The organism is Mesorhizobium sp. M8A.F.Ca.ET.218.01.1.1 (assembly GCF_004791165.1).
Classification (GTDB): domain Bacteria; phylum Pseudomonadota; class Alphaproteobacteria; order Rhizobiales; family Rhizobiaceae; genus Mesorhizobium.
In genome coordinates this window covers 612823-638211 of sequence record NZ_SRUZ01000002.1, presented here as the reverse complement: position 1 = coordinate 638211, position 25389 = coordinate 612823, and the positions used below count along the sequence as shown (strand labels likewise).

The window sequence follows — 25389 nt, the reverse complement described above, 5'->3', positions numbered from 1 at the left end:
GCATGCGTAGAGGCGACGCGCAGATCTCCGCTGGCGGGACCTGGTCGATACATTAGCTGATGGCTTACCGCTCGATATCACGCAATCTGAGATGGGCATGAAAGTGAGTTCGACCGCTGGACAGTTGCCGACCTCGTCAGGTATTGGCCCCTGCGACCGGTTGATCTGCGATATCCAAATTCGCGGAAGTTGGTCGAGACGAAACTGTCGCCCCGGCTCGTGACCGACCGCGCGCCCGGCAAGACCGAGTTACAAAGTTGCCGAGGCAGTTTGATGTGCGTTCCTGCATCACTGTACGGGACACGACCTGACGGGAGACTATGATGCGTAGCCAAAAAGAAAAGATGCTCGCAGGCGAGTTTTACAATGCGGCGGATCCGGAGATCCAAGCTGACCTGTTGGCCACCGGGGCTTGGCTCAAGCGGTACAATGATACGCTGGGGCAGACCACGGGGCATTGGCATGAGCTTTTGTCCGAGCGGCTGGGAGAGGTTGGGCGCGGAACGGTCATCCGTCCGCCCTTTTTTTGCGACTACGGATTCAATATCCGCATTGGAGCCAATGCCTACATCAACTTCAACTGCGTTATTCTTGACGTGGTAGAGGTCAAAATCGGGCAAGGAACGGCAATTGGGCCTGCTGTGCAGATTTATACCGCCGATCATCCACATGATGCCGAGCAGCGGCAGGCCGGCCTGCAGGTCGGGCGTCCTGTTCACATTGGCAGCCGTGTCTGGATCGGCGGTGGAGCAATCATTCTGCCTGGCGTCACGATTGGTGATAATGCAGTGGTAGGCGCTGGCTGCGTGGTCACACGAGATGTTCCCGCCGGGGCAAAGGTAGTGGGAATTCCTGCTCGCGTGGCCGACCCACATAAACAGGCATAATCAACCTCGTTGACCCTGGAGGTGCATGCGAACTGTCGAAACTGTGCCGAATTTTTGTCGAAGCCATTGAGCGCTGCATATGTTGTCGCGACTCGGGCGCTTCAGTTCTTTTGCCACGGGGGTCACAAGATCATGTGCGTAATGCCGCCGCAACGTGCTCACGTCCCGCAGCAGCGGACCCTTTCACATCGCCCAACGAATTCAGAGCCTACGTTGTGCTGCCACTAGCATTACTACTCACGAATGTATTCCCAACTGAGTTTTCGCCCTTGGAGGCAAGCAGCGACTCACCAGCAATCGCCGGCCATTAATCCTGGCTAGCATCGACCCCGACGAGGCGAGCCGCGGCGTTGCGGATCGGCATGTCGATGACCGTGATTGCGCCTTCGGCAAGGAAACGACGTTCGTTTCTGGTCAGCGTAGCCGAATCGATCACCGCAAAATGTGGGCCAGTGGAGCGCTTCATCAGCTGTCTGGCATATGTGCGCAGCATCTGATCGTTGAAGCGGCAGCCCACGAAGAAAAAACCCCGGTTGACGCGCCGTTGCTTCACCGCGTCCGGGATCGGCGTCTGGATATCAATTTCGGTTAGGACTTCGACGTAATCGGAATCAGCCACGAGGAAGTTTGCCGCCGGCCTGACGCTGCCGTGCGGCGCATAGAGCACCGTCCTAGCCACTTGTTCGGCCTCGAGTTCTGTTCCTGACAAATCGTAAGTTCTCGTCCAGATGTTACCGATTCCGGTCGCGCGCGTCGTTCCTTGTATCTCGACAACGTCTGTTTGGCCGGCCTCTGCAAGGGCTGCTCGCATGGCGCCATCGTACCAGCTGTCGATGATGACAGACAGTTGAAGGGTTGCGAGCCAGGCGTGAAGAACGGTCGGCTCGGCGGGGGCTGCGAATATCTCCGCCATCCACGCTTGGAGAGTCCGACGATGTCGGCGCTGCTCGATAAACTGCGCGACCGACCACATATTGGTGCGAATCCTGGAAGGGGCAGGCGCCCGCTTGTTGAGGGCCGCGGCGACATCTTCAGGGGTGCAAGGTACAGGTGATTCCGGTGGGTTAAGCTGCAGAAGACCAGGACCGAGATAGGGGATCACTCGATCGGCCTTGAGAGCGCCGTTCAGCAGGTCAATCAGTTTTTTGGCAAAACTGCCCCGGACGACGACGAGATGGTCCCAGCTCAGCATCGTGTTCATACGCGTTTCCTCTCCGCCACTGAACCCACCGGCATCAGGCCCCGTCGGAAATCTTCATCGCCTCGACGGTGATCGGCAAACGCGTGTCGCGCGGAAGGTCGGGCAGCATGAGCCGCCAACCGTTCCTGAGCGTCACGGTCCCGCCCCATAAGTCAGCGTTCTCAATCTCGGTGATCGGCTCTTCGAGATCCTTCTTGGGGACATAAGCCGACAAGCCAGTAGCGGTCCTGCGAATCATTACTTTCATCCGGCTGTTCCCCCGTTGGAAATGCCTTCAGCTCCGCAGGGAACCTCGACTTTGTCGAGGCTAATGAGTTCGCGCGCTCGCATGCCGACGACCGTGCCACGATCGATCCATTCGACCGCATAGATGAAGAATTGCTGGAGAAAGGTTCCAATGTCGCGCACGTAGCCTTCGTCGCCCTTCCGCACGAGGTTTTCGCCGATCTCCTTGCCGGGATAGGTGCCGTCGTTTTTTATGTGGCGTATCGCACGGACCCGCTCACCCTGCATGAACCGTGGCGGTCTGCCGATTTCGACCTCCTGTTCGCGTCTGGACCACATGCTGTCCATTCCTTTCTCGAGGCTTTTGTTGTGGTCGCGGGTTGCAGGCGTCGTCGTGCGGCGAACCCGACCGTTTCGGTAGGAATCAAGCGGGAACGCAGGTTTTCGGTACCGGACAGACCGACACGCATTGCTGCGTATCGAAGGCCTCCTTGCATTCGGTGCACTTGTTTGGATCGATCACATAGGCGTCGCCCTTGAACTTGATCGCTTCCGAAGGACATTCGAACTCGCAGGCCCCGCATTGGGTACATTGGGATGCGATGATCTTTAAAGCCATTCTAACTCCTGGTTATCGGACGAGACGGCTCAGGCCGTCGCCGCTAGTGGTCTGATCCCAAACTCTGCCGCGTAAAGTGCGCTGACTGCGGTCTCGATGTAGTCATGGCCATAGGCGTCGGTTACGCGCAGTCCAGCTCGCGAGAGTTGTTCCTTCGGGCGATTTCCGATCTTGGCGCATAGCACTATGTGTATGCCTTCGAGCGCTGCGATGACGCCCTCGAGGATGGCGTCTTCGCCCCCGCCTCCGAGGCAATACCGCTCGACCTTCCGATGCCCGACCAAGCTGATCCCTCTAGGCGAGACTTCATAAACCTGGAATTCCTTCGCGTGGCCGAAGTGTTCGTTGACCCGTCCACCTCCCTTAGTGGCCACCGCAACCAGAAGCGACTTTTCGGAGTCTGTTGCCTTGACCATACCGATGGCCTCGCTCCTCGCCGCCTCATGATCACGGCGCTCGTGTGCGACCACCTGCCGATAGGCCTGACGCTTGCCAGCATCGTAGGCGACATCGTCGGGAATCCCGTCCAGCGTGAATTCCTGGCCACGATCTTCACCGAGCAGGCCGACAGCATCTGCCCGGCACTGCCGGCAGTGGCGCATCAACTTGGCGCCACCTTCAAGTCGATCCTGAAGAGCCATCATCTCCATTGCCGTTGGGCCGCGCTGCCCGATGAGTCCGTAGTGGGTACCGTGCGCCGGGTCCGAAATCAGAGGCATCACGTTGTGCAGAAACGCGCCCCGCTCCCTGACCATTTTGTTCACCTCAAACAGGTGCTGGTCGTTCACTCCAGGAATCATCACCGAGTTGATTTTGGTGAGGATGCCGCGCGCGCTCAGCATCTCCAGGCCCAGCATCTGCCGCGCGTGCAAGATTCGAGCGGCTTCGATGCCGAAGTAGCGGCGATTTTCATAAAAGATCCATGGATAGATCTTCGCGCCGACTTCCGGGTCGACCATGTTGATGGTGACCGTCACGTGATCAACATTCATTTCGGCAAGCTCGGCGACATGGTCCGGCAGCACGAGCCCATTAGTGGAGACGCACAGCTTTATGTCGGGGATTTCCCTGATGACGCGGTCGAGCGTTGCCTTCGTTTTCTCCCAATCGTAACAGGCATCCCCCGGCCCAGCGATGCCAAGAACCGAAAGCTGCGGAACTTTGTTGGCAACGGCGATGACCTTGCGTAGCGCTTGGTCGGGCGTCAACTTCTCAGACACAACACCAGGCCGGCTCTCGTTGGCGCAATCGTATTTGCGATTGCAATAGTTGCACTGGACATTGCAAGCCGGCGCGACCGCCACATGCATACGCGCGAAATAATGATGCGCTTCCTCCGAAAAGCAGGGGTGATCCTTGATCCTTTCCCAAATAGCCGGATCCCCTTCGCCCGGGCTGGTCGGCGACGAGCCGTAGGAGGACGATGCGCAGCCACCGGATTTCGCGGCTGCCAGAAAACCCTCGGATGTCGTGCTAGTCGGCCCCTCAATCGAAACTGTCGGTGAGGACATCAAACGGCTCCGTTGCTGGTAACGTCGCGGTTCAAGGTGCAAGAGCCATACCAACTGAAAAAAGCGGCTTCAGTTCACTATTCGGGTCGATATCGCATTGTGTCAGGCCGGCGCGACACAATTTTGTCCTGCTTGCGACAGTGCAAGTCCAAATCCGTTCAGAAGCACGAAGCACTCCTTGTCGCGCACAGGGCGCGCAAGACCACTGGCCTGACGATTGGCTCATCAGGCTCTTAGAATTTCCTTCACCTCGATACTATGCCGGCGTATCGCCTAGCCGACTTGTCGCAGCTTGAGGCCGAGAATTCGAGCCGCATTAGCCTGAACCCAGCCGGCCTTCTCCATTGTGTCGATCAGCCGTCACGCTCCGTCCGCCGCGGTCTCAGCCCCCGTCCGGCCGTATCGTTAGAATCGCAAGTGGCTATCTCGTGTTCAGGGGGCGCCGATGCGCCGAACCGGCATCGTGCTGGCCCGTGAGAGCTCGTCGATGACATTGCCACGTTCCGAAAGATTGGTTCCTTCCAGAGGAGAACGCCAAGCACGCAGTTCTCCGGCTCGGACGTTGCCGGGGAAATAGCATTGCGAGATCAGCTCAACTGCCGACGGCGCAAAGCCATGGTTCTCCATATTTCAAGGGTAAGCGCTGTGTCCTTCCAGGAGGACCCGCGATCTGTGGGCCTGCCGATTCTGAGGTGGATCGGAGATCGGCTTGTGTCTGAACTTGAACTTACGATTGACCCTGAGCGGCAGCCTCGGCGTTTTCGAGGGTGATCAACGGCGCTGTTGGTCGGCGGCATTGGTCGATGGACGACAAGGCACGGAGTCATTCCGAGACCCTGGAGCCGACGCGGTGATCTCGGAGGTTGCCCGGCGCTACGGGCTGCGGCCGCGGCGGAACGCTCGCAAGCTTGCGACGTCGGCAGGACAGGCCACTCCCGCCTAGTGGTTTCGGTGGCGCCACCGGAACGACCCGTTGGGCCTATCCGTGCACCAGAGCTCAAGGCCACGGCCTGAGAATCGGCCGCCGCTCACCCTACTTGGTTCCTCAGCCGACTGCGCTAAGAAGGAGAGCAACTTCCGTCGGCGCGAGGATCATTGCGTCGTGGCCAGTGGCGAGTTCCTGCCACGCCCAGCCATCCTGCTTCGCGACCCATTCTCGCGCTCCCGCCATCGGCGGGTGGAGTGGATTAGTGCAGACGACATAGGTTCGGGGTCTGCCGTTGCCGAGCGGGTGCTCGAGCTTAAGTCCGCTTTCGTAGGTGCCTGCCGGATGCGGTGTTATCCGGCGCCGCACCCAGTCCGTGAGCGAGTGTCCCTCGGGAATGCCGAATGCTGTTGGCGGCGGAGTCGGCATGAAGATACCCCGTCCTTCCTCCGCAACCAATTTTCGACGGGCCGCGACGATGTCGGGGGGCATGGTGCTGAATACACTTTGACCGCTCTCGACGATGGCGCTGTCGAGATAAACGAGATGGCTGATATGGTCGGGTATCCGGTCGGCGGCGCCGGTGATGCTGATGCCGCCTAGACTGTGACCGACAAGGATCACATCGCTCAGCTCTTCCGTCACAATGTGGTTGACGATGTCGGTCACGAATGTGTCGGGCGTGATGTCCTTGCACAGCAAACGTGCGCGTTCGCCGACACCTGGTCGGCGTGGTCACGTGGCATCCCATCTTGCGAAGATTGGCAGCCACGTCCCGCCAACACCATCCGCCATGCCAGGCACCATGCACTAGCACATACGTCTTTGCCATGGGTTGTGCCGTTCCACTTGCTCACCGGCCGTTGTGGCTGCCATCCGGCACGATGGCCGGGCGTTGTCCCAAAGGGGCTCGACCACGTGACCGGTGGTAAGTCCGGCGCACAGGGCAGCGCCGTGGCCTGAGGACACCGCTAACGAGTCAAGGAAATTTGAATTGCGAAAGGCCAATATTCACTAGCTCTTTGCAAGTGGATGGAGAGGCTCATGGTGTGCCGCAGTTGCTCGCTGCCGGCATGCTCTTGGCACGGTCCCGGCTGATCATCCGAACTTGAACAGGACACCAAAGCCGCCGCGCGGATAGTTCCACTCGATGTCGCCGCCTTTCTCGCACAATATCCGGCAGGTGCCGCATTCCATGCAGCCGTCGGCGGTGATCTCGACTTGACCCTTGTCATTCAACTCATAGCATTTCGCCGGACAGACGTAGGTCAACGCAAGCAAGTTCGCGCTTGGCTTGTCGTGCGGTCGCACTATAATATGGGGGCGGCCGGAATCGACCAGATAGCGGTTCTGGTAAAGTTTGTCCTCGACACGAACCTTCGTCACTGCGATCGTCATCTTGTACCCTCTTCAGCGCCATGCCAATGCCAGGCGGACCGCGTCGCTGACCAACCCCCAGCGCGAGCGCGCGTTGATGAAGGCGGCCGTGGTGTTCTTTTCCTTCTCGATCTTCGGCGTGCCGTCGACACGCATGAAGTTCTGAGCGGCATGCGACATCAGCCGCGGATAGCTGTCAAAAAAGTTGCTGGAATTGGTGTGGAGCAAGGCTGGCATGTCCTTGTATTTCTTAAGATCCTTGATCACAAAGGAGTCATCCAGCATCGTCTTGTAGAGCGCAAGGTTCGCTTTGGTCATAGGACCGTTGCGGCTTTTGACTTTGATGATCGCCTCAGCCGCGACACGACCCGAGGTCATGGCAAGGTTCGAACCCTCACGGTGAATGGCATTGTTCAGTTGCGCTGCGTCGCCGACGATGACCCAACCGTCGCCGAAGAGCTGCGGAATGGCCTTGTAACCACCTTCGGGGATAAGATGGGCGGCATATTCTTTCACCTCCGAGCCAGCGATCAGCGGCCGGATCGAAGGATGGTTTTTCATCGCATCCAGTAGGGCGGACGGGCTCTCCATCGTCGCGGCGAAATCCGAGACCAGGCAGCCGATGCCGAGTGATATCGACTCCTTGTTGGTGTAAAGGAAGCCGAGCCCGGCCATGCTGCGAGAGATCGTGCCCACGGCCTCGATTACGCAGCCTTCATCGCCCTTGACCCCGAACCGCTGGCCAATGACCTCTTCGGGCAAGAAATGCATTTCCTTGACGGCAAGCGCCACGGTCTCCGGCTTCGGCATCTCGCGCAGGCCTGCGCGAGTGCCAAGCAATCCCGACACCCCTTCTGCGAGAACGACCACATTCGCGAAGACCACTCCGCCAGCCCGGTCTGTGCGGACGCCGATCACCTTGCCATTGCCATCACGGACGAGTTCCGTCGCGGTCGTCTCACACAGGACCGTCGCGCCAGCCTCGCGCACCTTGCGGGAAAACCATTTGTCGAACTGGGCGCGAATGATCGTGTAGCGGTTGGGTTTCGCCTCATTGAAGTCGTCCGACCGGTAATGAATTCCGGTGTGAGACGTGTCGTCCAACACCCAAAGTCGCTGTTCGACCAGGTGCCGCTCGAGGGGCGCATCATCCCGGAAGTCCGGGATGATCTTCTCCAGCATGTTCGCGTACATTATGGCACCCTGGACGTTCTTAGAGCCCGGATATTCCCCGCGCTCCAACTGCAGTACCTTCAGCCCCTGGCTTGCCAAAGTGTAAGCAGCTGCGTTTCCAGACATGCCGGCTCCGACCACTATGGCATCGAATTGTTCAATCATGTCCTCTCCCTCAACTCGCAAGCTTGTCTCGACTGTGCGGCGACAGCCGCCGGGTGAAGGCTTCCGTCAGTGCGGGCAGGAAGCGGATTGCATCCGTGACGATCCCGAGGTGGGCGAACTCGAAAATCGGCGCGTTCGGATCGGTGTTGATCGCGACGATGAGATCGGCCCCCTCGACCCCAACTCGGTGCTGGATGGCGCCGGAAATTCCGGCCGCGATGTAAAGCTTCGGTCGAATGGTCTTGCCAGTTTGTCCAATCTGTCGATCAGCCGGCATCCAGCCCTTCTGGACCAAGGGGCGCGAACAGCCATGCTCGGCGCCGATCGCTCGGGCAAGATTCTTCACAAGCTGAAGGTTCTCCGCCGCTCCGAGACCGAGGCCTCCCGCAACCACGACATCCGCATAGGCAAGATTTGCCATTGCCGACTGGTTATCCGGTAGGAAGCCGAGGACTTTGGTGACGATATCGTCCTCAACGAGCGACAGCTTGTGCCGCATGACACGCCCGACCGGCTTATCCACCCGTTGCGGCATAGGCATGACCCTTGGTCGCACCGTCGCCATTTGCGGCCGGTAATTTAGTGTATAGATCGTACACAACAATGAGCCACCAAAAGTCGGACGGGTCGCGGCGAGTGAACCGTCGGAATCTACATCAAGTTCGGTGCAGTCGGCCGTGAGCCCCGTCTGCAGGGTCGTCGCTACCGAGCCTGCAAGATCCCTGCCCAGTGTGGTCGCGCCGAGAAGGAGGATTTCGGGTTTATGGGTATTGACCAGATCCGTGAGCGCCTTGGCGAACGGCTCGTTCCGGTAGTCGGCGAGCGGCGGCGCATCGACGATGTAGACAAGATCCGCCCCGTAAGCGAAGGCCTCGGCAACAGCGTCCTCGACCATCTCGCCCGGCGGTCCCAGCACGACGCCCGCGAGCTGGACTTCAAGCTTGTCGGCCAATTTGCGGCCTTCGCCCAGCAGTTCGAATGATACAGGATGCACATTGCCGCGTTCGAGCTCGAGGAAGACCCACACGTGCCGGTAGTCTTTGAAATGGTCGGGAAGTTCTTTCTTTACACCGGCACGGCCGGGGGCAATGCGAGGGGTGGTTTGGCTTGCGGTCGACATTTTCTGCTCCTGGCCGTCACGTGCCGCTGTTGAAGGCCAGCTCATGTTCCAGCGCCGGCCGGCGGGTTAAGATATCGGCGATGAGTTCATCGGCTATGTCCTGCAAGCCCCTTTCCGCGGTGTCGATCTGCGCCGCCCTTTCTGCCCGTGCGGTGGGGGCGAAAACACGCTTGACGACTGTAGGCGAGCCACGCAGACCGCACCGGGTGAGATCGTCAATGCCGGCGTCGGCTGCAGTCCACTTCACGACTTGCCTGCGCGCCGCGCACAGAGCCTGCTGGAGCGAGCCCCGGCGGATTTCGTTGGTGTCTTCCAGCATGGTAATGAGGCAAGGGAGTCTGCTCTTCAGCAACTGGGTGCCGCCTTCGGCGCGACGCGCGACTTCGATCTCTCGCGTATCGAGATCGATGGAGGCAATCTTCGCGACATAGGTAAGTTGCGATAAATCTAGGCGCTTGGCTATGCCCGGTCCGACCTGGGCGGTATCGCCGTCAATCGTCTGCTTGCCGGTGAAGACGATGTCCGGCCTGCCGAAAGTCTCCCCAATTTTTGCGATTGCTTGCGAAAGAGCAAAGGAAGTCGCCAGCGTATCGGATCCGGCAAAATAGCGGTCCGTCAAGAGAACTGCTCGGTCAGCACCGTAACCGAGCGCCTTTCGCAGCGAGTCCTCCGCCATGGGCGGACCCATTGTGAGCACAGTAACCTCGCCACCATGAACGTCGCGCAGTTTGAGCGCTTCTTCGAGGGCGAACAGGTCGTAAGGATTGATGATGGTCGGAACACCCTGACGCATGATCGTGTTCGTCACCGGGTGCACGCGGATCTGTGCCGAATCCGGCACCTGCTTGATGCAGATTACGATATGCATTGGCGGTTTCTCTAAGCTCCCAGTCCGGATTCGTGCTTGGCGGTTCGCCTCATTGCCTGCATCGTTCATGCCAAGTCGTCTTCCTGCCTCTATTCCAGAAGGTGGCTTCGTTTGCTTCCGAGGAGGCGTCATGAGGACTGGATTTGTCGACTTCTCGACATTGTCGCGTCGCAGCCGTGTCGGGCTCATTACTTTCCGAACCGCTTCAGTGCAGAGTCGAGCGGGACGAAGGCGCGGCCAGGTGCGGGACATATGTTTGGATCGTGGTCCCTTAGCACCTTGAACACACGTTGCGTGAGCGGCGAGGAAGTCGCGAAATCTTCGTAGGCGCGTTCCAGCTTGGCGCGCACCCGCGCGGCGATTACCTGGTTAGGCAGACCGGAGAAATCTTCTTCGGCAAGGTATTGGCCCACGCGCTTCATGATATGGAGCCGCGAGACATTCATCACTTTCGGGTCGTAGGAGACGCCAAGGCAGGCGAAGAAGTCCTCCGCGGCCGACAGGCCCTTCAGTCGCGCTAGGATATCGGTGCGATCGATCGGGCGGCTATCAGCGGAGCAGTTCATTGTATTCTCCCGGCGCGTAATTGTGGTGTCGATGCATTGGTGACATTGCTGACGGCGTGCCGACCTCTGGCACGGCGGCTGGGCAAGAGACTTGGCGATCTCAAGCTTTTCTGAAGTGGTGAAGGCGACCCCGAGTTTGACTGCTCTCCATTGCGCAGGGTCGTCACGTTGAGGAAGACCTCACGGCTCGTCGGCTATTGTGCCGCTCGGACCCGGGCCGGAATGAAGCTGTTCTGCACCTCGCCCGCACAGTCCAGCACTGGGAACGGCCCGTAGCTTCTCGGTGATCGCAGGCAGGACCTCAAGCACGCGGTCTACGTCATCTTCGCCGTTGTCACGCGACAAGGAGAAGCGGACTGCCCCACATGCCGCGTTCATAGCGATCAGAACATGGCTCGGTTCCAGTGAGCCAGAGGCACAGGCGGACCCGGCGGAACAGGCGATTCCCAGCCGGCTCAGGACAATTGGAATTGCATCGCCTTCGATACCTTCGAATCCAATGTTTGCAGTGTTTGGCAATCGCTCTTGCGGATCGCCGTTGATGGATGTGTTTGGGATGCGCTGGATGATCCCGTTCTCAAGGCGGTCGCGCAACCATTTTATTCGTTTTGTCTCGTCCATGAATTTCAAGGCGAGTTCGGCCGCCATGCCCAGTCCGACTATGCCGGGTGTGTTTTCAGTGCCTGCACGCCGGTCGCGCTCTTGGTGCCCACCCTTGATCATGGAGGAGAAGCGCACGCCACGTCTTACATAAAGCGCGCCTATCCCCTTTGGACCATGCAGCTTGTGGGCGGAGAGCGACAGCATGTCGATCGCGGTCGATTTCAGCTCAATCGGAAGCCTTCCGACCGCCTGCACTGCATCAGTGTGGAAAAGCGCGCCGACTTCCCTGGCTAGATCGGCAAGCTTAACCACGGGAAAGATCGTACCGGTCTCATTGTTCGCCCACATTATCGAGACGATTGCCACTTGTGGAGTGAGAGCGGTTCTGTAGGCGTCCAGGTCGAGCCGGCCGTGGTGATCGACTGGGATAATGTGCACCTTGACGCCGCGCGTCTTTTCAAGGTGCGCGCACAACTTCAGAACGGCCGGATGTTCAACCGCGGAAGTCACTATTTCCGTTCGGTCGGGCATCACCTCCAGCGCCGAAAGGATGGCTGTACTGTCGCTTTCAGTCCCGCCCGAGGTGAAGATGATCTCGTCCTCGAATCCCGCGCCGATGAGGGCTTGCAACTGTTGCCTCGCCTTTCTCACGGCTTCAGCAACCGATGCGCCATAGGCGTGCATGGACGAATGATTGCCAAATTGCTCCGTAAAGAAAGGCAACATCGCTCCAACGACTGCAGGATCAACCCGCGTCGTTGCGTTGTTGTCGAGATAGACAGGGTTCATGGGAGTGATCCTTCAACTGCTGAAATGATTCAAGGGTAGGCGGGCCATTGAACCTCTGGCGCATATCGTATCTGGTAAGGTGGGCGGCCGGGCGAGCGATGGCTTGGCTGACCGGTCGCTGTCGACATTGCCCTTTGGTGGCGGCATCTGCCGGGAATTCAGCTGTTTCGGGCAATTTTGTTTGCTTGCCCACGGCAACGATCGATGATCGCGATTTGGCGCATCACCGAACGCAATTGTTCCGGGCCGACAGTGCGTGTCGGCCGGTTCCAGAGCGCCGGCGGTGCCGGTTCGACGCAGTATTCCTTGGCGTCGCTATAGTCGAACATAGCCTGTTCCCTCGCAATCATTTGCAGGACTTGCCGCAGCCGCACGTCTCACGCGCATTGGGGTTATCGAAAACAAAGCCGGATGTTTCGAGCCCAGTGACGAAGTCCACGGTCATGCCGGCTGCATGGGGTTGGGAGCCTCTATCCATGAACACCTTGAGCCCATCTCGCTCGATGATCGCATCGCCCTCACGTGAGACGCTCTCCAGGCCCATTGAGTATTGGAAGCCGGCGCAGCCGCCGGCATGGACCATGATGCGAAATCCTTCCGCCGGCTCGCTGGCGCGGTAAAGAGCGGCCTTGATGGCGGCAACAGCGTTGTCGGTGAGCGTAATCATGGCTCGATTTCTCCTCGGTCCGACGTTTTCGCGGATCATCTCGCATGGACCGTGCCAAAGGGAAGACGTGTCAAAAACCGTAGGACATCCCGACGTCTCTTATGCTCGATTGCTGGGGAGACGTCCGACAACCGACACTTACTGTCGGATTTGTCGCGTCCGCGTCACAGGAAGGGCGCCTGAGTTCGCGATGCACTCACGCGTAAAGCAATGAACAGAGCCAAAGATGTTCAGAGCTTGCCGCGGAGCAACTGGCACGATTTTTGTGAAGCCTTCGTTGCGGCGGCAAAATTGCCGGCCGATTCACCTTTGGGTTGCCCTCGCAATCGAAGAACGAAGGAGAGCAATATGATCCATCAGACCCGCCTTGAGTGGGAAAGCAGCACCGCCGGTGGTACCCGAATGCTCGATCGGCCGATTGGCGCCGACCACCCAACAATCGCTCTCTACCGGCGATTGGCCGCTGACCGCCCGGAGACAGGATTCGACTGGCATGTGCCTGACGATCGATCGCGTCCGCCGTGCACACCCCTGAGGCCCGTTTTTCGATCGATCGTCAAAAGAAGAACGGGGCAGGGGTAAAAACATGGATCAGCGCAAGAAGCGGTCGCCCAACGAAATCCGGCGTGCGTGGGAAGTCTGTCCGAACATTCCCGCGCGTGATTTCGCAGCCCAATTGGCCATTTCGGAAGCGGAACTGGTCGCGGCCCATTGCGGTTTCGGCGCGGCACGCATCGACCCGCGCGTCAATCACGTTCTGACGGGCCTCGAATTCGTGGGCGAAGTGACGGCGCTGACCCGCAATCAAGGTGCCGTGCACGAAAAGATTGGCGTCTTCAACAGAGTGATAACCGGCAACAATCACGCCATGGTCCTTGGTGACGAATTCGACCTTCGCGTCTTCCCGCAAGCTTGGAGGTATGGTTTCGCTGTTGAAAGGCGCCATCGCGGCGGAATCCAGCGCAGTTTGCAATTCTTCGACGCCACCGGCGCAGCAGTGCATAAGGTGCATCTCAGGCCGGTCTCCAACCTTCATGCCTATCGAAAGCTGGTGGCCGAGCTCGTATCCGCCAACCAGGAGCCGACCATGTCGCTTAAGGCGAGAGTAGCCGACCTGGGCGCGAGGACTGCGGACTGGGCCGGCACGGTGGACGACCTACGCGAGCACTGGAGCCGGCTGACTGACGTCAACCTTCTAAAGACGCTCAAGCTCAGCCGCTGCCAGGCTTTGCGCATGGTCGGCCAGGATTACGCTTGGCTGCTCGACAATGCCGCAGTTGGCGCCGTGCTCCAGCGTGCGGCCGAAGACGAATTGCCGATCATGTGCTTCGTCGGCAACCGAGGTTCTATCCAGACCCATTCCGGCTTAATCAAGTCGGTCAAGCAGATCGGGCCGTGCATCCATGTGCTGGACGAAACGTTCCGGCTGCATCTCAGGACCCACCAAATCCGTGAGGTTTGGGCCGTGCGCAAGCCGACCAATGACAGTCACGTCACCTCGCTCGAAGCATATGGGTCCGACGGCAAGATCATCATCCAGTTGTTCGGTGCGCGCAAGGAAGGCGAACGCGAGCGCGACGACTGGCGGGTTCTGGCGGAAAACCTGCCTCGTTTCCCCGACAGCTACATGAGAAAAGACCGATCGTCGTCGGTGGGACGCCGGCGCCCATCTGCCTCCGCAGCCAGTAGCCGGGCATTGAAGCCGAGACCGGGGACACGATGACGCAATAAGCGCGCTGTATTATCGCAACGCGATGAGCAGGAAGCAATTTGGCGCTGCCCCATCGACCGCATGGTTACGACGAAGCCGCGGCCTTTGGGCCGAGCTCAGAGGTGGCAATAGCGTGAACGCCGCCGACCGTCACTCCCCACCAGGCGGTCAGGTTTTGCGGTTCGGGCCGAGCAAAAATACTGTCAAGACAGCGAGGAACGTGGCAACCGCGCTGTAGACAAAGACACTGGCAATACCCGTGTGATCCACCAATAGGCCACCGAAAGTTGTGCCGGCTGCGATGGCCACTTGGAAGGTTATGACCATCAGTACACCAGCGCTCTCGGCCTGTTTCGGAGCGGCGCGTAGCACCATCCATGTCTGCAATCCGACCGGGACCGCGCCAAAAGCAAAGCCCCATACGGCAACTGCAATTGCCGAGGTCAAGGCCGATGCTCCCATAGTCAGGAGCGAGACAGCGGCTACGGCAATGAGCAGGGGCGGCAGGGCCGCGACCGCCTTGAGACTGTGTTTGGTGAGGAATGCGCCGGCTAAATTGCCGAAGACGCCGGCCGTGCCAAAAGCAAGGAACACGAGCGGGATTGACTTCTTTTCGAGCGCAGGAACGCTCTCGAGAAAGGCGCGGATGTAGGCGAAGCTGGCAAAATGGCCGGAAGCGACCAATAGCACGACTAGCACCGCAACCTTCATCGCCGGATTCTTCGCGACATCCAGCGGACTGCGGAATCTGCGCACTTCGATCGGAGGCAGTGGCGGAATGGTTACGAGTTGCACGAGCAGCGCAACGGCACTCACGATTGCGGCGACCTTGAACGAGGCTCGCCATCCCCAAATGTCACCGACATAAGCGCCGATTGGAGCCGCGCAGACGGAGGCGACAGAAACGCCGGTGAGGATGATCGACATGGCGCGCGGCATGAGGTGACTTGGAACCAGCCGCATCGCCAACGCTGCCGAAATAGACCAAAAACCACCAAGCGATATGCCAAGGACGACGCGTGCCGCCAGCAAAACCGGCAGCGACCCCGCAACCTCTGCCAGAACGTTCGACAGGATCAGCAGGAGCGTCATCGCCCAGATGACGACCCTGCGGTCCAGACGCTTTGTCACGATGGCGATTATCGGTGCCGAGATCGCCGCGACGATTGCGGTCGCTGTTAGCGCCTGTCCAGCCGTGCCCGTGGTGATACGGAGATCATGCGCGAGCGGTGTCAGAACGCTGGCGGGCAGAAACTCTGCCGTCACAAGCCCGAAGGTGCCGAAGGAAAGCGAAATGATGGCACCCCATGCAGGGCCAGAACGTTGATAGGGACTTTCTGGGTCAAGCCGATCTCGGTCGAACAAAGCCGCGTCCACTAAATCTGTCGCCGATTCGGTCATGAATGAGTTCTCCGGCTAGGAGCTGTTGCAGCAGGGGTGGCTACATCGCCGGGGATCAAAGCCGCGAGACCTTCCGGCGGCGGCCAGTCGGCATCAGTCGAGGCCTCGGCGCCCGACGCATCCGAGGCCTCATCGGAGGGCCGACGGACCCAACCGTCGACAATGCGGGAGAGTTCTCGGCGCGGTCGCATCGATCGCATTCGTCGAAGTGCGGTCTGTTCACTGCGAACCAAGCAAGCCGAACGCGGTGTCCTCGATCGAGGCCTTGATGGGGGGATGATCGACGATCTCTATATTGCTTTGAAGCAGGAAGTTCCGTCGCCATATGTGGTTATCCTGGCAGCCAGAATTGAGCGGTTGTCGCAAGCACCAAGGCGGTCGCAATGAGTGCAACGAGGCGGAAGTCTGATCGATGGCTGCGGTTCGATGGCCGCGCGATCGACAAAATTGAGGTGATGAGTTATCCCTTTTGAAGCCGTTGCTCCCAATTCTGGGATAAGGTAATTGCAGGCGGTCCCAGCAACGTCGGGCGGCCTTTTTGGTGATCGAATTCATGGGACGACACTCTCGGTCCGTGACGCATCTGCGAATGACTCCGCAAGTTCCGTGCCATCAACGACAAATCTGGCTCTGCTGAGCGGGTGGTGGAGGCACGAGCGTGGGCTATCCCAAGAGCTTGCCGCAAGGTTGTTCGAAGTTGAGGTGCCGGATAGACCGCAAATATGTCGGGCGGCCTGGGGTTGGCCAACACGAAGATGCGCAAGTTCAAAAGGACGAGCTGAACCCTTGCCGATATCCATCCGAGGCTGATCTGGAGAAGGTCAAGAACTGCGTCTTGAAGGCTTCCGCCGCACCGGCAAATGCTAAGCCAAGGTGCTGGGCAAGATGGACAGGGCCATCCAACCCGTCGACTGGACGCTCATTAATGGCGTCGGTGTGGCTCTGTAGCTGGCGAGAAAAACGCCCTGCTGAAAGACAAAAGCTCGTGTGGCCGGCTCTGAAGGACGGCCAGTGAGGCAGGCGAGGAGAGGCTATAGCCCATTCGTGTAGACTGATCTTGTCCCACGGAGGCGGCTAACCACCCCGCCAGACATCATCGAGGGGAGCGCCACTAGGCTTACCCCAAGTGTTGGTCATTTCCACCTGGGTGACCTCGGCCAAGTCACCAAGCCGCTTAGAGCAAGCTTTCGAACTGGATGCTCCCCGGGCACATGATCGGCTAGCTGTGAGCTTTCGGGAGGTTGTCCATTCGGACCGGACCGAGGAGACTGGAGTTACCACGCTTCAGCATCCATCGGAGGATCCGAATGAACATCCATAAGAATGCCCGTCTCACACCGCTGCGTCGAGAGGAGATGGCGCTGTCGGTGATAGAAGGCGCTTTCTCCAAAGCCCATGCGGCGCGTGTCTACGGCGTGTCGGCCAAGATCGTGGCGCGCTGGGTCGAGCGCTACAAGTCCGAAGGGCGGGCCGGCATGATCGACCGTTCCTCGCGGCCCGCCCATATGCCGCAGGCCACCGCTGCGTTGATCGCCGAGCGCATCATGGCGCTGCGGCGGCAACGTTGGACCGGCAAGCACATCGCCCATGAGGTCGGCGTCTCGCCCGCCACCGTTAGCCGGGTTCTCAAGCGTGCCGGACTGTCGCGGTTGCGGGATATCGAACCGGCCGAGCCGATCCGACGCTACGAGCGCGAGCATCCTGGCGAGATGATCCATATCGATATCAAGAAGCTCGGTCGTTTCGAGCGCATCGGTCATCGCATTACCGGCAAGCGCACCGGCAATGCCAGCTCGCGCGGCAGCAGTTGGGAGTTCGTCCATGTCTGCATCGACGACGCCTCCCGCATCGCCTTCTCGCAGATCCTGCCCGACGAGAAAAAAGAAAGCGCCATCGCCTTCCTCAAGGCGGCGGTGGCCTACTACGCCAGCCTCGGCGTCACGATAGCCCGCGTCATGACCGACAACGGCTCCTGCTACAGATCAAAGGCCTTCGCCAAGGCCTGCCGCGATCTCGGCCTCAAGCACGTCAGGACAAGACCCTATACACCCAAGACCAATGGCAAGGCCGAGCGCTTCATCCAGACAGCACTGCGCGAATGGGCTTATGCCATCGCTTATCCGACTTCAGATCACCGCGCCGCAGAGTTGCCGGTCTGGCTGCACAGATACAATTGGCACCGTCCCCACGGGAGCCTAAAGTCCAAAACACCTATCAGTCGCCTCGCTCTAACCGAGGACAACCTGTTGAGGCTCCACAGCTAGCGATCCCACCAGTTGAGTTGCTCCAAGTCGGTGTCTAGCTTTCTACATTCTGTGTCCGACGCTGGACAAGAATGTTGCAATCCCGACCAGCAAGTCAGCGCAGGCGCCACCTGTTGCCCAGCAAACGGCAAGGATTATCGAAAGACGAATTCGGCACGGAGCTTGCACCAACGATTGCATGCAAATGCCGACAGCATCTCATGAACGGTCTCTCGATTCTGGCGCGGTTAAATCGCGGCCGGTTCCAGATCATGTCCCGCCCGAAATGGTGAGGGACTTCAGCCTGTTTACGTCGCCCGGCATGTTGCCGACCGCTAACGGGGATCCGCATGCAGCGGTTGCTTGCGTTCATGCCGGGCCTCCGATCTTTTATTCAACCAGCAACACGCGCGACGGTCGGGGTACCTGGGTCATCACTCGCGCGAGCGACCAGCGCCGGGTGCTGCAGGACACCGAAACGTTTTCCAGCCATCGCAGCATCTTCGCCTCTGTGCTCGGCGAGAGCTGGCCGATGATCCCGCTTGAGCTCGATCCGCCATTCCACGGTGTTTTTCGCTCACTGCTCAATCCGCTGCTTTCGCCAAAGCGGGTAATGGCATTGGAGCCGGCTGTCCGGGAACGAGCGATCAAGCTGATCGACAGGATCGCCGCATCAGGCACGAGCTGCGACATCATGAAGGATTTTGCAGTTCCGTTCGCGGTCAATATCTTCCTTCGCTTTATTGGGCTTTCGGACAACGGACTAGAAACATTTGTCGGCTGGGCTAGAGATCTGCTCCACGGCGATAAGGAGCAACGACCACCCGCAGCCCGGACGATCGTGGCCTTCATCGACGAACTTGCCACCGAGCGCCGCAAGGAGCCGGTCGATGATTTCATGACCTTCATCGTGAAGGCAAAGGTCGAGGGTCGTCTGCTCAGTGACGAAGAAGTCCGTGGCATCGGCGTGCTTGTGTTCGTCGCGGGACTCGACACGGTCTCAGCAGCCATATGCTTCGACTTGGCCCATCTCGCGCGCAACCCCAAAGATCAGGAATTGCTACGAAGCGAACCGGACCGGATTGCCGTCGCTGCGGAAGAATTGCTGCGCGCCTATTCGACCATTCAGATGATCCGAGTGGCAACGAAGGATGTCGACTTCAAAGGCGCGCCGATCCGCAAGGGAGACTATGTTTCCTGTGCCACGATGATTGCCAATCGTGACCCGGCGGAATTCGAATGCCCGAATGAGATCGATCTGGCGCGCGAGGACAACCGGCACGCTGCCTTTGGCTATGGTCCCCATCGTTGTCTTGGCTCACACCTTGCCCGGCGGGAGATTGTCATTGGCCTGGAGGAGTGGCTGGCGCGCATCCCAGCCTTTCGGATCAAGACAGGGACTGAACCTATCACCTTCGGCGGCCATGTGTTCGGGATCGAGAATCTGATCCTGGACTGGTCCTGAAGTTTCAGCCAACGACATTGGAGTTCGCTATGCGTGTCGTCGTACATAAAGCCAGATGCCAGGGTCATGCGCGCTGCTGGGCGCGGGCGCCGAGAGTCTTCAAGCTTGATGACGCCGGCTACATCTTGCCCGGTGATATTGATGTTGCCGATGGGGAGCAACTGCTTGCCTCAAAAGGGGTACGAGCCTGCCCCGAACAAGCTCTGGAAGTTGACGAGCCCCCCGCTAACTCAGTTGTAGAGAGAGACACACGCAAAGTGCAGACTGGCATCGGGAAGGATAAAACAATCATACAATTCGCGACAGACCCTGTCGACCACGCGAAAATTACCGAACTGCGTGACCGAGAGGCGATCCGCAACTGCCTGTATCGGTACTGCCGCGGGATAGACCGCGCCGATGAGGCGGCGCTGCGTAGCGCATACTGGCCCGAAGCGTATGACAGGCACGGTCCCTATTGCGGACCGGCAGAGGACTTCATCCAATTTGCTCTCGGTCTGCCGGGGCACCGTAACATCCATCAAATCACGAACAGCCTGATCGACTTCATCAGTTCAGCAGAGGCCGCGGTCGAGAGCTATTTCACCGCGCTGCAACGCGGACCGGATACAGACCAAGAAATACGTCAGACGCTGCTTTGCGGCCGTTACTGCGATCTGTTTCAGAAGAGGCAGGACGAGTGGCGAATTGCGGAACGGACAGTCGTCTACGATTGGGTTGAGGAGCAAATCCCGCCAGCGATTCTTGAGGCAGATAGGTTCGGCCGGCGACAGCCGATTGGAGCACAACATCCAGACGATCCCATCTACCAGTTGCTCAAGGGTCACATCCCCACCGACCAAGATGGCGTCGAGGGTCCCCAACTGGGAGCTGCATAAGTGGGTAGAAATGGAGGATGAGCGCCCTACGGGAACGACATCTGTGTGGGGCCGCAACTGGCGGTCACTGCAACGATTTGGCTCGGCCCTTCATTCCGCCCAAGGTTGATGGGCTGAGATCACAAGCGGTCATCGTGGAGAAGCTCTCGTGAAACTGGCAGCACGCACCGTAATCATCACAGGCGCTGCGGGCGGGATCGGCCGTGCCCTGGTCGATATCCTTGCCGCGGACGGAGACACTGTAGTTGCGGTGGACCTTCCGGGCAGTGGTGTGGTTGAACTGGCTCGGGATCTCGGGTCGCCGCACGTCGGTCTGGAGTGCGATGTGTCGCGAGAGAAGGACATGCTCTCACTTTTCGGCCAGGTCGAAGCACGGTTCGCGCAAATCGATGTCCTCATCAACAATGCGGCGGTTGGACCCACGATGGATAGGATCATCGACACCGCTGTCGATACCTTCCGACGCGGCGTGACAGTGAACCTTATTGGGCCATTCGTTATGGCCCGGGAAGCGGCGCGGCGCATGAAGCCGGGCGGTGCGATCGTCAATGTGGCTTCGATGGCGGGCGTGGTCGGCAATCCCAGGCGCAACGCCTACGCAGCCTCGAAAGCTGGCGTGATCTCGTTGACAAAGTCCCTTGCATGCGAGTGGGCTATGCGAGGAATCCGCGTCACGGCGGTGGCGCCGGGCTCCGTCCGCACCCCAATGGTCACAGAACTGGCACGCGCTGGCAAAATGGACCTCGCGGCGATACGCCGCCGCGTGCCGATGGGGCGCTTGGCTCGCCCCGACGAGATCGCCAGGGTCGTGCGTTTTCTGAGCAGCACGCAGGCGCGCTACATCACCGGCTCGGTGCTGGCAGTCGACGGAGGCTGGATGTCATTCAACCAGCCGGGGGATGCTCACCCGCCGGTGGATGGTGCGCTCCAAGCCGAGCTCTCCTGTCCGGCCGAATGCACAGATGCGCGAATCGTGCTCGTCACCGGTGGCGCAAAAAGCATTGGCGCGGCCGTCGCTCGCCGCTTTGCCGCGAACGGCGACACCGTCGTGATTGCTGATAAAGATGGCACTGCAGCGGCAGAGCTGGCTACATCGCTCCCCGGCAAGCATCTGGCGAAATCGCTGGACGTGGCCGTCGAGAGCGATGTGGTGTCGATGTTCGAAGAACTGAGGGGACGCTTCGGGTATATCGATGTTCTGGTCAATAGTGCTGATACCGCCGACAGGATTGTGCCTGCGATCGAGCAACTGTCGAAACAGCTCGAACACGTCCTGGATGTCAACCTTACCGGCGCCTTCACCTGCGCGCGCGAAGCGATCAAGGCTATGCGCCCGGGCGGCGTGATCCTCAATCTCGGGTCGATCGACAGCTTTCTGCCGTTCGCGCCGCGCCATGCCTACGGCGCCTCCAAGGCGGGGATGGATATGCTGACCCGTTGCATGGCGGCCGAACTCGGGCCGGTCGGAATTCGGACAGCCACCGTCGCTCCTGGCCACATCCGCACGCCCGCACTTGCTCAGTTGGCCAAAGCCGGCCGCATCGACCTGACAGCAATCGGACGACGCATCCCCATGGGCAGGATGGGACGGCCAGAAGACGTCGCAGATGCATCGTTCTTCCTTGCTTCGTCTGACGCCTCATACATCAACGGCTCGATCCTCTACGTGGACGGCGGCTGGACCTCGTTCGGTGATGCGGGAAACGCCAGCGAACTCTATGACGAATGTTTTGCGGAGGCCGCAGGTTAATTGCCAGGCCTTCGCAGGGCGACCGGCCGAGCATTATGAAGCCTCGGCTCCACGACGCACCTGAGGTGCTTGAGATCCAAGCATGTGCATGCCGAGCACATTCCCGGTCGGCTGACGTGTCTATAACGAGGAGAAATCATGGAATTTGCCACTTTCATTCTGGCCGCCCAGCGTGGCTATCACCAATCCTCAGAAAGCGTCATCCGCAACTCCATCGAACAGGCCGTCGCTTCGGAGCAGGCTGGGTTCAACACCGCGTGGTTTGCTGAGCACCACTTCAACAATTACAGCCTCATACCATCCCCGCTGATGATGGTGGCGCACTGCGCCGGCTTGACAAGCACGATTCGCCTGGGCACTGCCGTCTGCGTGCTGCCGCTTTACCAACCGCAGCGCCTGCTGTCCGAGATCGGCTTCGCCGACATCGTTGCGAACGGCCGTCTCGAGCTCGGCGTAGGCTTGGGATACCAGCAGTTCGAGTTCGAACGGTTCGGCGTGGACATCGATGAGGCGCCGGCCGTCTTTTCGGAATACCTGGACATCATTCTCAAGGGCCTCAACCAAAACGTCTTCGAACACGACGGCCAGTATGAGAAGATCCCCCCAACAGCGATTTCGGTCCGCACAGTCCAGCAGCCGACGCCGCCTATCTGGATCGCTGGCGGAGCCGCACGGATGGCTCGGGCCTACCGCGAGGGGCACAATTTTTTTGTCACAGCCTTCCACGACGGCTTAGAGACTTTGACCACACTGCGTGAATCAGTCGAGAGGGCGGCGGCATCCGAGGAAAAGAACGTCACCGACGTCAAGATATCGCTGCTGCGCTGCTGCTATGCCAGCCACGACGAGTTGGAGATCAACAGCTATCTCGACAATGCCCGCTTCCAGCGCCGGCTTTCTGAAGCCCTGCATCAGCGCCGCCAACAGAGCCACGATGGCTACCTGCTGCAGGAGACACCGACCCAGCAGGATCTGTCCTTCGAGACCATGCGCAAAAATTTGCCGATTGGCAGCGTAAATCGCGTGATTGATCGCCTGCTGGAAGAGATCGATATCTTGAAACCGGACCAGATCGCAGTTCAGACTCAATTGGGCGACTTCGACCAAAAGACGATGCTGCGCCAGATCGAGCTCTGGGGCGACAAGATCATCCCTGCGGTCAACAAGGCGCTTTGTCATGCCGGAAGCTGAAGCCGGCCGTTACGATGATGGCTGCCTATCCAGCGCGCAATGGCGTGGGTCCGAGCTAGGGAGGAGCTTCGATCAGCATGTGCTGCCCTGCGTACATTCACGTTCGCTTGAGGAGGTCCAGGCGGGCGAGGTGTTGGCGACGGAGGGGACAGGCCTTTCGTCTGTCGAATTGCGTGATGTCTTGGCCGCAACTTTCCCGTCTACCTCCAGCAGCGTATTCGCTTTGGAGGAGTTGAGCGAGCCCGAGCCGGAACTGGAAGAGGAGCTGCTACGCCGGCTGCTGCTAGCGCATGCTGCGCCGGCCGACCCGGCGAGCGGCCGCTTGGCCAAGATCATCGCCCGGCGTGCGATGCGCACGGACCATCTTTGGCGGGATCTTGGCCTCTCAAATCGCGCTGAGCTCAGCCGCCTGCTTGCCAGACATTTTCCCGCGCTGGCGGCAGGCAACACAGAAAACATGAAATGGAAAAAGTACTTTTACCGCAAGCTGTGTGAGGCCGAAGGCTTTTCGTCATGCACTGCACCCAGTTGTCGGGAATGCCAGGACTTCGAAAGCTGCTTCGGCCCGGAGGAAGTTGAGAGTCGCCTCTCGCCGACCAGGAATGCCGGTTAGTCACTTCGCTTGATCGCAGCTGCGGACAAACGCTTATCGCGGCGCCGTAGTATGGAGGAAGGGATGTTCATCGCCTCGCGATATTTGGTGACGGTACGGCGAGCGACATTGATGCCGGTCTGCTTGAGCTGAGCAACGATGTCTTCGTCGGAAAGTACCTTGTCGAGCGATTCTTCGGCGATGATTGCCTTGATCCGATGGCGGACAGATTTGGCGGAGTGCGCGTCGCCGCCCTCGCAGGATGCGATTGTCGCTGTGAAAAAATACTTCAGCTCGAACACCCCGCGCGGAGTTAACATGTACCTGTTCGAAGCCACCCGGCTTACCGTCGACTGGTGCATTTTGATCCCGTCAGCGACATTTTTGAGACAGAGAGGCCGCAGATGGGCGACGCCGTGTGTAAAAAAGGCATCCTGCTGGCGCACGATTTCGGTCGCAACCTTAAGGATCGTCTTAGCGCGCTGCTCGAGGCAGCTGATCAGCCAGTTCCCTTTTTCCTGGCAATGGTCGAGAAACGCTTTGCCTTCCGGATTTTGATTGGTCAGCTGCGAGATTTCGGCGACATAGGTGTGGTTGATCAACACTTTGGGCAGCGTGGCCGGATCAAGCTCCACCCGCCATCCACCTTCGGACTTGGGCATTACCCAGACGTCCGGTACGATGGTTTCCGGCGTCCCGGACTGGAACCGGTCTCCAGGCTTGGGATCGAGCGCGCGGATTTCGTTCCTCATGTCGAGGAGATCCTCCTCGTCGACTCCGCAACGCTGCTTCAATCCCTGAAAATCCCCCCGTGCAAGCATCTCGAGATTGGCGACCAAAGCTGCCATAGCCGGGTCGAACCGGTCTTGCTGGCGCAGCTGAATCTCCAGGCATTCGCTGAGAGTTCGCGCAAAAATCCCCGGCGGATCAAATTGCTGCAAGATTCCGATGACCCGTTCCACATCAGCTTGCCGAACGTTTAACCTCCTGGCCAGATCGAAAAGGTTTACCTGAAGATAGCCAGTGTCCTCCAGATGGGCGGCGAGCTGTCCGGCAATCAGCCGCTCCTGGGGGGTGAACGGGGTGAGGGCGACCTGGCGGGCGACATGGTCGTGCAATGTTTCGGTGTGGGCGGTAAACTCCTCGACGGCAGGTCGATCGTTGCCGCTACTGCGTTGCGACTTCCATTGCCCGCGCCCGCCAGACGGCCCGCCAATGGGCGATTCGCCGATTTCGCTTCTGCTTTGACTGCTCCGCTGATCCACCCCTGACAGCGGCGAATCGTCGTCAAACGGGTCAGGCTTCAAAACGGGGTTCCTCTCGAGTGCCTGCTGCACGAGCTGATGGAGTTCAGTATGCGTCAATCGCAGCAAGCGAATAGCTTCAATGGCTTGAGGCGATAAGACCATACGTTGCTTCTGGCGTTGAAGCAGGCTTGCTGAGAGATGCATGTTGAACCGTA

The 25389-nt window shown here is 59.4% G+C and carries 23 protein-coding genes and 2 pseudogenes; 9 read left to right on the top strand and 16 right to left on the bottom strand.

Translation table 11 applies throughout. The features are described 5' to 3' along the window. Window positions 1-320 precede the first annotated feature (320 nt). Window positions 321-887, top strand: a complete 567-nt coding sequence (locus EN861_RS09410; RefSeq protein WP_024505228.1) for a sugar O-acetyltransferase — start codon at window positions 321-323, stop codon at window positions 885-887. A 307-nt stretch (window positions 888-1194) separates the two neighbouring features. Here the strand turns inward: EN861_RS09410 and EN861_RS09405 are convergent, their stop codons facing one another. The 14 genes from EN861_RS09405 to EN861_RS09340 form a co-directional block, all read right to left on the bottom strand. Further along, complete coding sequence (locus EN861_RS09405) at window positions 1195-2088, bottom strand: SIR2 family protein (protein WP_024505229.1); 894 nt, start codon at window positions 2086-2088, stop codon at window positions 1195-1197. Window positions 2089-2122: 34 nt separating this feature from the next. Beyond that, window positions 2123-2335, bottom strand: a complete 213-nt coding sequence (gene nifT, locus EN861_RS09400) for a putative nitrogen fixation protein NifT (RefSeq protein ID WP_024505230.1) — start codon at window positions 2333-2335, stop codon at window positions 2123-2125. Next, window positions 2332-2652, bottom strand: a complete 321-nt coding sequence (locus EN861_RS09395; RefSeq protein WP_024505231.1) for a nitrogen fixation protein NifZ — start codon at window positions 2650-2652, stop codon at window positions 2332-2334. Before EN861_RS09395 ends, nifT begins: the two co-directional genes overlap by 4 nt. Window positions 2653-2737: 85 nt before the next feature. Next, the gene (locus tag EN861_RS09390; RefSeq protein WP_024505232.1) at window positions 2738-2932 is read right to left on the bottom strand and encodes a 4Fe-4S binding protein; all 195 of its coding nucleotides are present in this window, start codon (window positions 2930-2932) and stop codon (window positions 2738-2740) included. Between the two features lie 29 nt (window positions 2933-2961). Beyond that, window positions 2962-4443 (bottom strand): nitrogenase cofactor biosynthesis protein NifB, encoded by a 1482-nt coding sequence (gene nifB / locus EN861_RS09385; protein ID WP_024505233.1) that lies wholly within the window; start codon window positions 4441-4443, stop codon window positions 2962-2964. A gap of 273 nt (window positions 4444-4716) precedes the next feature. Next, entirely contained in the window at window positions 4717-4788 is a 72-nt protein-coding gene (locus tag EN861_RS35830; RefSeq protein ID WP_245467364.1) for a helix-turn-helix domain-containing protein, read from the bottom strand. 700 nt (window positions 4789-5488) lie between these two features. Next, window positions 5489-6070 (bottom strand): alpha/beta fold hydrolase, encoded by a 582-nt coding sequence (locus tag EN861_RS09375; RefSeq protein ID WP_287152319.1) that lies wholly within the window; start codon window positions 6068-6070, stop codon window positions 5489-5491. 396 nt (window positions 6071-6466) lie between these two features. After that, entirely contained in the window at window positions 6467-6766 is a 300-nt protein-coding gene (locus EN861_RS09370; protein WP_024505235.1) for a ferredoxin family protein, read from the bottom strand. A gap of 12 nt (window positions 6767-6778) precedes the next feature. Then, window positions 6779-8083 carry an FAD-binding protein gene (locus tag EN861_RS09365; RefSeq protein WP_126080604.1) on the bottom strand — a complete coding sequence of 435 codons (1305 nt, stop codon included), beginning with the start codon at window positions 8081-8083 and terminating at the stop codon, window positions 6779-6781. Between the two features lie 10 nt (window positions 8084-8093). Next, window positions 8094-9203 carry an electron transfer flavoprotein subunit alpha/FixB family protein gene (locus EN861_RS09360; RefSeq protein WP_126063815.1) on the bottom strand — a complete coding sequence of 370 codons (1110 nt, stop codon included), beginning with the start codon at window positions 9201-9203 and terminating at the stop codon, window positions 8094-8096. Window positions 9204-9219: 16 nt separating this feature from the next. After that, window positions 9220-10071, bottom strand: coding sequence for an electron transfer flavoprotein subunit beta/FixA family protein (locus EN861_RS09355; protein ID WP_126063816.1), 852 nt, complete (start codon window positions 10069-10071; stop codon window positions 9220-9222). A gap of 188 nt (window positions 10072-10259) precedes the next feature. Next, window positions 10260-10637 (bottom strand): nitrogenase stabilizing/protective protein NifW, encoded by a 378-nt coding sequence (gene nifW / locus EN861_RS09350; protein WP_024505239.1) that lies wholly within the window; start codon window positions 10635-10637, stop codon window positions 10260-10262. A gap of 180 nt (window positions 10638-10817) precedes the next feature. Continuing rightward, the gene (nifS, locus tag EN861_RS09345; protein WP_126063817.1) at window positions 10818-12029 is read right to left on the bottom strand and encodes a cysteine desulfurase NifS; all 1212 of its coding nucleotides are present in this window, start codon (window positions 12027-12029) and stop codon (window positions 10818-10820) included. Between the two features lie 346 nt (window positions 12030-12375). Next, window positions 12376-12696 (bottom strand): iron-sulfur cluster assembly accessory protein, encoded by a 321-nt coding sequence (locus EN861_RS09340; RefSeq protein ID WP_029356570.1) that lies wholly within the window; start codon window positions 12694-12696, stop codon window positions 12376-12378. Between the two features lie 586 nt (window positions 12697-13282). Here EN861_RS09340 and EN861_RS09335 point away from each other — a divergent pair. Then, window positions 13283-14314: pseudogene (locus EN861_RS09335) on the top strand (ChuX/HutX family heme-like substrate-binding protein); the annotation flags it as partial. Between the two features lie 261 nt (window positions 14315-14575). On the opposite strand, the gene EN861_RS09330 reads toward EN861_RS09335, so the two are convergent. Further along, a complete protein-coding gene (locus EN861_RS09330; RefSeq protein ID WP_126063819.1) occupies window positions 14576-15808 on the bottom strand; it encodes an MFS transporter in 1233 nt (410 codons plus the stop codon). A 1307-nt stretch (window positions 15809-17115) separates the two neighbouring features. On the opposite strand from EN861_RS09330, the gene EN861_RS09325 reads away from it, so the two are divergent. From EN861_RS09325 to EN861_RS09300, 7 genes and pseudogenes are all read left to right on the top strand, one after another. Further along, complete coding sequence (locus EN861_RS09325; RefSeq protein WP_126063820.1) at window positions 17116-18072, top strand: IS481 family transposase; 957 nt, start codon at window positions 17116-17118, stop codon at window positions 18070-18072. A gap of 265 nt (window positions 18073-18337) precedes the next feature. Then, window positions 18338-19516 (top strand): cytochrome P450, encoded by a 1179-nt coding sequence (locus EN861_RS09320; protein ID WP_164759124.1) that lies wholly within the window; start codon window positions 18338-18340, stop codon window positions 19514-19516. A 29-nt stretch (window positions 19517-19545) separates the two neighbouring features. Beyond that, window positions 19546-19668: pseudogene (locus tag EN861_RS36205) on the top strand (ferredoxin); the annotation flags it as partial. Window positions 19669-19806: 138 nt separating this feature from the next. Then, window positions 19807-20394: a nuclear transport factor 2 family protein gene (locus EN861_RS09315; protein ID WP_126083656.1), complete on the top strand. Its 588-nt coding sequence runs from the start codon at window positions 19807-19809 to the stop codon at window positions 20392-20394. 148 nt (window positions 20395-20542) lie between these two features. Then, on the top strand, window positions 20543-22144 hold the full coding sequence (locus EN861_RS09310; protein WP_063169384.1) for an SDR family oxidoreductase: 1602 nt from the start codon (window positions 20543-20545) through the stop codon (window positions 22142-22144). 138 nt (window positions 22145-22282) lie between these two features. Next, window positions 22283-23335 carry an LLM class flavin-dependent oxidoreductase gene (locus EN861_RS09305; RefSeq protein ID WP_024505249.1) on the top strand — a complete coding sequence of 351 codons (1053 nt, stop codon included), beginning with the start codon at window positions 22283-22285 and terminating at the stop codon, window positions 23333-23335. Next, a complete protein-coding gene (locus tag EN861_RS09300; protein ID WP_029356557.1) occupies window positions 23322-23948 on the top strand; it encodes a nitrogen fixation protein NifQ in 627 nt (208 codons plus the stop codon). The genes EN861_RS09305 and EN861_RS09300 overlap by 14 nt, the downstream gene beginning before the upstream one ends. Here the strand turns inward: EN861_RS09300 and rpoN are convergent. Next, window positions 23945-25378, bottom strand: a complete 1434-nt coding sequence (gene rpoN, locus EN861_RS09295; RefSeq protein WP_126063822.1) for an RNA polymerase factor sigma-54 — start codon at window positions 25376-25378, stop codon at window positions 23945-23947. The two genes, EN861_RS09300 and rpoN, sit on opposite strands and share 4 nt — an antisense overlap. Window positions 25379-25389 lie beyond the last annotated feature (11 nt).

Excerpts from the sequence above, each read along its gene's own strand:
- nifW (WP_024505239.1), bottom strand. The coding sequence starts at position 10,637 with ATGAACTGCTCCGCTGATAGCCGCCCGATCGATCGCACCGATATCCTA.
- EN861_RS09320 (WP_164759124.1), top strand. The coding sequence starts at position 18,338 with ATGGTGAGGGACTTCAGCCTGTTTACGTCGCCCGGCATGTTGCCGACC.
- EN861_RS09365 (WP_126080604.1), bottom strand. The coding sequence starts at position 8,083 with ATGATTGAACAATTCGATGCCATAGTGGTCGGAGCCGGCATGTCTGGA.
- EN861_RS09300 (WP_029356557.1), top strand. The coding sequence starts at position 23,322 with ATGCCGGAAGCTGAAGCCGGCCGTTACGATGATGGCTGCCTATCCAGC.
- EN861_RS09395 (WP_024505231.1), bottom strand. The coding sequence starts at position 2,652 with ATGTGGTCCAGACGCGAACAGGAGGTCGAAATCGGCAGACCGCCACGG.
- rpoN (WP_126063822.1), bottom strand. The coding sequence starts at position 25,378 with ATGCATCTCTCAGCAAGCCTGCTTCAACGCCAGAAGCAACGTATGGTC.
- EN861_RS09340 (WP_029356570.1), bottom strand. The coding sequence starts at position 12,696 with ATGATTACGCTCACCGACAACGCTGTTGCCGCCATCAAGGCCGCTCTT.
- EN861_RS09355 (WP_126063816.1), bottom strand. The coding sequence starts at position 10,071 with ATGCATATCGTAATCTGCATCAAGCAGGTGCCGGATTCGGCACAGATC.
- EN861_RS09330 (WP_126063819.1), bottom strand. The coding sequence starts at position 15,808 with ATGACCGAATCGGCGACAGATTTAGTGGACGCGGCTTTGTTCGACCGA.
- EN861_RS09410 (WP_024505228.1), top strand. The coding sequence starts at position 321 with ATGATGCGTAGCCAAAAAGAAAAGATGCTCGCAGGCGAGTTTTACAAT.
- EN861_RS09370 (WP_024505235.1), bottom strand. The coding sequence starts at position 6,766 with ATGACGATCGCAGTGACGAAGGTTCGTGTCGAGGACAAACTTTACCAG.
- nifT (WP_024505230.1), bottom strand. The coding sequence starts at position 2,335 with ATGAAAGTAATGATTCGCAGGACCGCTACTGGCTTGTCGGCTTATGTC.
- nifS (WP_126063817.1), bottom strand. The coding sequence starts at position 12,029 with ATGAACCCTGTCTATCTCGACAACAACGCAACGACGCGGGTTGATCCT.
- EN861_RS09360 (WP_126063815.1), bottom strand. The coding sequence starts at position 9,203 with ATGTCGACCGCAAGCCAAACCACCCCTCGCATTGCCCCCGGCCGTGCC.
- EN861_RS09325 (WP_126063820.1), top strand. The coding sequence starts at position 17,116 with ATGAACATCCATAAGAATGCCCGTCTCACACCGCTGCGTCGAGAGGAG.
- EN861_RS09390 (WP_024505232.1), bottom strand. The coding sequence starts at position 2,932 with ATGGCTTTAAAGATCATCGCATCCCAATGTACCCAATGCGGGGCCTGC.
- EN861_RS09405 (WP_024505229.1), bottom strand. The coding sequence starts at position 2,088 with ATGAACACGATGCTGAGCTGGGACCATCTCGTCGTCGTCCGGGGCAGT.
- nifB (WP_024505233.1), bottom strand. The coding sequence starts at position 4,443 with ATGTCCTCACCGACAGTTTCGATTGAGGGGCCGACTAGCACGACATCC.
- EN861_RS09305 (WP_024505249.1), top strand. The coding sequence starts at position 22,283 with ATGGAATTTGCCACTTTCATTCTGGCCGCCCAGCGTGGCTATCACCAA.